Source organism: Corynebacterium sp. HMSC27B11, assembly GCF_001815985.1.
Classification (GTDB): domain Bacteria; phylum Actinomycetota; class Actinomycetes; order Mycobacteriales; family Mycobacteriaceae; genus Corynebacterium.
The window spans coordinates 1-4,929 of sequence record NZ_KV823546.1; the positions used below are offsets into that span (position 1 = coordinate 1).

General features: G+C 54.4%; 4 protein-coding genes. 3 read left to right on the forward strand and 1 reads right to left on the reverse strand.

From position 1 onward, the window contains the following. Nucleotides 1–171 precede the first annotated feature (171 nt). From HMPREF3097_RS09455 to pbp2m, 3 genes are all read left to right on the forward strand, one after another. On the forward strand, nucleotides 172–1,032 hold the full coding sequence (locus HMPREF3097_RS09455; RefSeq protein ID WP_012360809.1) for a LysR family transcriptional regulator: 861 nt from the start codon (nucleotides 172–174) through the stop codon (nucleotides 1,030–1,032). Continuing rightward, the gene (locus tag HMPREF3097_RS09460) at nucleotides 1,029–1,859 is read left to right on the forward strand and encodes a serine hydrolase (RefSeq protein WP_083317930.1); all 831 of its coding nucleotides are present in this window, start codon (nucleotides 1,029–1,031) and stop codon (nucleotides 1,857–1,859) included. The genes HMPREF3097_RS09455 and HMPREF3097_RS09460 overlap by 4 nt, the downstream gene beginning before the upstream one ends. 113 nt (nucleotides 1,860–1,972) lie before the next feature. Beyond that, the gene (gene pbp2m / locus HMPREF3097_RS09465) at nucleotides 1,973–3,754 is read left to right on the forward strand and encodes a penicillin-binding protein PBP2M (protein WP_083317931.1); all 1,782 of its coding nucleotides are present in this window, start codon (nucleotides 1,973–1,975) and stop codon (nucleotides 3,752–3,754) included. A 16-nt stretch (nucleotides 3,755–3,770) separates the two neighbouring features. Here pbp2m and HMPREF3097_RS02435 read toward each other — a convergent pair. Further along, a partial coding sequence (locus HMPREF3097_RS02435; protein WP_070760680.1) for a DEAD/DEAH box helicase family protein occupies nucleotides 3,771–4,929 on the reverse strand: 1,159 nt, incomplete at its 5' end.

The following is a 4,929-nucleotide window of genomic DNA, read 5'->3' on the forward strand; positions in this document are numbered from 1 at the left end:
TTCCAGCAGCACGGTCTTATCCGACTGCACAATGAGCGGTCCGTTTCCAATGCCCACGCTGTGTGTCACTTCCTTTTTGTTTATCGACGCCACCGCGACGGTGTTGCTCAAGCCAAAGACATCATTTTACGCTGCAGTGGTGCGAACTCGTGCTCCACTATGCTGAGACCCATGATTGCTCAGACGGGAAATCTGCGCCAATGGCAGTATTTCGTGGCTTTAGCGGAGACCGGTAGTTTTACAGCGGCGGCAGCGCGACTGGGAGTGAGTCAGCCGCCTGTCTCCAATGCCATTAAGCGCTTAGAAGCTGGTGTAGGTACACCGCTATTTATCCGAGGGGCGGGGGAAGTGAAACTAACCGAGGCAGGGTTGACCTTGCTTCCATATGCCCGGGTGATTAATCGCGATCTTCAGACTATGCATTCGATGATTGACGGTATCCGAAGTGGTGCGCAAAGCGGGTTTCGTTTGGCCATCAGTAGTGCGCTTCCAAGCGAGATAGGATCGCGTATTGCAGCAAAGGCACAGCAGCATGATGGAGTAGTTTTGTCGTCACTGCCTTCTGTTGAGATTCTTGCCCGTGTTGAAGAAGGCGCTATTCATGCGGGGCTTGTTCAAGCTCCGGTTCCCTTGGGTACTCACCGCAGTGCGAGGCAGTTTTCTCTGTCACGTGATCTAGTGGTGCCGCCGGGGTATTCAAGGTTGGATAAGACCTTGTCTCAATTGAATCTGCTGGTGGAGAACCTGAATGACAATTCAAGTGCAGCCAGTGGTTTGGCGAGAGAGCTATTTCGGTCGGGTGTGTCTTGCGAAATTAATGATTCAGAGGATGCTCTAGGTAGGGGCTTATTGATTGGAAGAGGGGAGGGGATGTCTTTGGTATTTCGCGGTTTTCACCAGTTTGACAATGCTATTGAGCTTCCTTCCCGTTTCGATTTTTCCGTGGATGTAGTGGTTCGCCGAGGTGGGATGGACAATGGCGCCGAGGCCATGGCGGTCGCCGAAAGAATTTGTCGAAGGATTAACCAATGACTGCACGGATGGAGATGGCCCTGGAAAACGTGTTGACGCGGTCGGGGTGTGAGGGATGGTGGTGTGCATCGCGACTGCACGATGGGGTGACTATCGGACGCAAACAAGACGAGAAAATTACGGTGGCATCCTTATATAAAATCCGGCTCCTCCACCTCACTTTGGAAGCGATTCAACGAGGTGATCTGGATCCTCGTCTTCGTGTTGACGTTGCACCGTCCAAAGGAACTTACGAAGGGTATGGGTTCGCTGCCTTTGATGACGCAGTGAACGTGAGTCTCCGAGACTTAATGAAACAAGTCGCATCGGTGTCAGATAACGTGGCCGCCCACGAGATTTTGCGTCTACTGCCTGCGTGGGCTCGAGAAGCATTTCTTAAACGGTTTCCACCTCATTATGACTTGCAAGATCGGAATAGCTTAGTGACGGCGGAGAAACAATTGCGTCAATATGTTCAATCCCAAGGGGGGAGTAGTACAGATATGGCGTTTTCTGCAGTCTCTTCGTTGGCGGAAATAACTAATGACTTGGAACAGGTTTGGAAAGACGATAGTGCAGCGGTACGTCGATCTATGTGTGAACTCTTGGGGTTGCAGGTGTGGCGTCACCGTGTTCCTTCAGGCTTTCCTCCAAGCGGCGTTGATATCTATGGAAAAACGGGCACTGTAGGACTTCTCCATGGTGAAGCTTCGATTATCCAGGTTGAGGGCGAGGAGCCCATTGTGGTGTCCATCATGCTGAAACAGGTGGTGCCAGAACAAGCAATGAGTACTCACGATGGTGCTATTGGCGAAGTGGCTAGACTGCTCGTGGACGCTCTTCGTTAGAATTTCTGCCACTTGAATACACACTTCTACCAGCGCCTATATGTGAATGAAATGAGACAATTGCATTATGTGATATTGGTGGCATCCAATGCGTCTCACTTAACGTCACTCCCATGATGACTAAGCACAATCGTTTCCGTCAGTCGGTGATTGCACTCTGTTCGCTCTCCGCAGTGATGTTGAGCAGCTGTTCAGCTCTACCGTGGGAATCAGACTCAGACGTATTTCTCAAAGCTTTCAACGCGGGAGATGACAGCAAGGCTGCACGGTATCTGGATCATCCAGACCCGGAGCGCGCCCTTCATGAATTTCGGCAGTCACTTCATGGTGTGAAGGTCAACATCGAAAAATCTGATATTTCCAATGGAAAGCAGAATACTCATGTGACTTGGTCCAAAGATGGTGTGGAGTTGGAGAGCAATGGTCGGCTCGTCCTTAGTGGACAGGATGGTAAGCCTCAATGGTTGCCTTCGATCTTCGAAGCTCAGTTGAGCGATGATTCCGCACTCTTTTTTGCTGAAGATAAACAGTACGATCTTCCAATTAAAGATCGCTTGGGCAATGAATATATGACCTGGACGAAAGTTATTCAGGTACGAGGTCGCAAAGATATAGCCTCTAGAGCGCAGGAATTGGCCCAGATTTTTGCACCAGTGTCTCCCACAACGACTAAGGAGTGGATCGAGCAGACCTTGGGAGAGTCTCAGGATGAAGACACCGTGCTCCTCACTTTGAGGCAGGAAGAATTCCGGAAGATACAAGAGCAACTTAGGACCTTTGAGGGAATTTCCACTGTGGAGCAGGGGCGTCTCTTAAGCGTGTCCAAAACTCTTAACTCTCCGATGGATGCTGAATTGAACAAATATTGGGAGTCAGTGCTCGATGCTAATTCAGGATGGTCGATACGCGCTGAGAGTTCACAAGGTATGACGACGGTAGCCTCTGAGCCGCCTCGCCGAGTTCAGCCAATCGCAACCACTCTGGATAACACACTGCAAAGCGCAGCAAAACAAGCAGTGGACAGTGAGCAACGTGCCGCAGTTCTAGTCGTGCTCAATCCTAGAACAGGAGGTGTCCTTGCCGTTGCACAAAATGACAAGGCAAATAACCAAGGGCCAATCGCACTCACCGGGCTATTCCCACCGGGATCGACGTTCAAAACTGTGACCACAGCGGCGGCACTAGAGGCAGGGGCAGTCAGCATGGATGAGGAACTACCTTGTCCTAGCAATATCACCGTCGCTGGACGCAAGATTCCCAACGATCATGACTTCGATCTAGGTAGCGTTCGACTGGAAGAAGCTTTCGCCCAATCATGTAACACAACCCAAGCGGTCATTTCGGATCGTTTGGGAGAAGATGATCTGCAACGGACTGCTTTAGAACTCGGAATTGGCTCCGACTTCGACGTACCAGGGATGACCACACTTACTGGTTCGGTGCCGCGGACACCGGCTGGACCTCCTCGTGTGGAGGCTTCTATTGGACAGGGCGAGGTTCTAGCTAGTCCATTTGGGATTGCGCTCATGCAATCGACTGTCGCTAACGGCGGCTTGCTTGTTCCTCCACAGCTCATTCAAGGCGAACAGACAGTAGTGAATAAACAGGCAGACCAGCATGTCAGCGATACAACTATTCAAAGCCTCCGGACGATGATGAAATCAACAGTTGACCACGGTTCAGCTAGGTCGTTGAGTGATCTTAGTGCACTTGGCGGAAAGACTGGTACAGCAGAAATTGATGGCAAGCTTTCCAATGGCTGGTTCGCTGGAACGACAGGGGAATTGGCGATTGCGTCCCTTGTAATCGAAGGAGATTCTTCTCAGCCAGCTGTGGAAATGGCCGGGCGTTTCCTTCGCTCGCCGGATGTTCAGAAATTCTCTGGAATTCAATAAACTTGCGTCATAACCTCTAGCACGGCACGTCCACCGCAGCGATGCGGTGGGGTTGGATCGTGAGGCTCTCCCCGGTGGATTCGAGCACCGCGGAGATGGTGGAGGGGGTCATCATCACGATGGAGATCCAGTCATGGCTGGTGGCACCCGCATAGTCCACGTAGTGCAGGCGCACCTGTGTGCCCGCGGTATAGGCGCGGCGCAGCTCGGACATGATCTCCCGCGGCGAGCGGAAGGTCCGGGTGTCCGAGGCCTTCGTGCCGTCCGCCGGGTCCACGGCGATGGCCTGGTCGTGGGCGCGGCGAAAACCCTCCACGGCGCCGTCGATCTCCGAGGCGATCTCGGTGGAGTCCCCAGTGATGTCCATGATGTTGCGCTGGGGAGTATCCACGCGAGACGGGACACGAGCCGAGTGGGGTTCGGTGGCGGAGCCCTGCTGGAATGCCCTGGTGGCGTCGTCAATCAAATACCGCAGGGACTGGGGAACGGACGAGAGACCGCCGGGGGACATGCGATCCAGGAAGGCCTCGATGTCCTTCCATGGGGCGTCATAGCGCTTCGGCCCGATCAGGCTGAATACGTCGCCTTCCCGGCCGTCCTCGCGCACCAGGGTGGCGGTGAGCCCCAGACGGCGGCGGGACTGCAGGTCGGAGGTCATGCGGAACACTGGTGCAGGCAGCAAGTGAACCTCGTCGTAAATGATTAAGCCCCAGTCACGGGAGTCGAACAGCTCCAGCGCCCGGTATTCGCCCTTCGACTTGCGCGTGACCACTTGGTAGGTGGCGATGGTCACGGGGCGGATCTCCTTCTTCTCACCGGAGTACTCGCCGATTTCATCCTCCGTCAGGGAGGTGCGGCGCACTAGCTCGTCCTTCCACTGCCTGCCCGCGACGGTGTTCGTCACCAGGATCAGGGTGGTGGCCTTTGCCTTGGCCATCGAGGCCGCGCCGACCATCGTCTTGCCAGCACCGCAGGGCAGGACGACGACGCCGGAGCCACCCTCCCAGAAGCTGTCCGCGGCGAGCTGCTGGTAGTCGCGCAGCTCCCAGTCCTCATGCTCCGTGGACAGGTCGATCGGGTGCGCCTCGCCGTCCACGTAACCGGCCTCGTCCTCTGCCGGCCAGCCAACCTTCAGCAGTTCCTGTTTGAGCCTGCCGCGCTCGGAAGGGTGCACA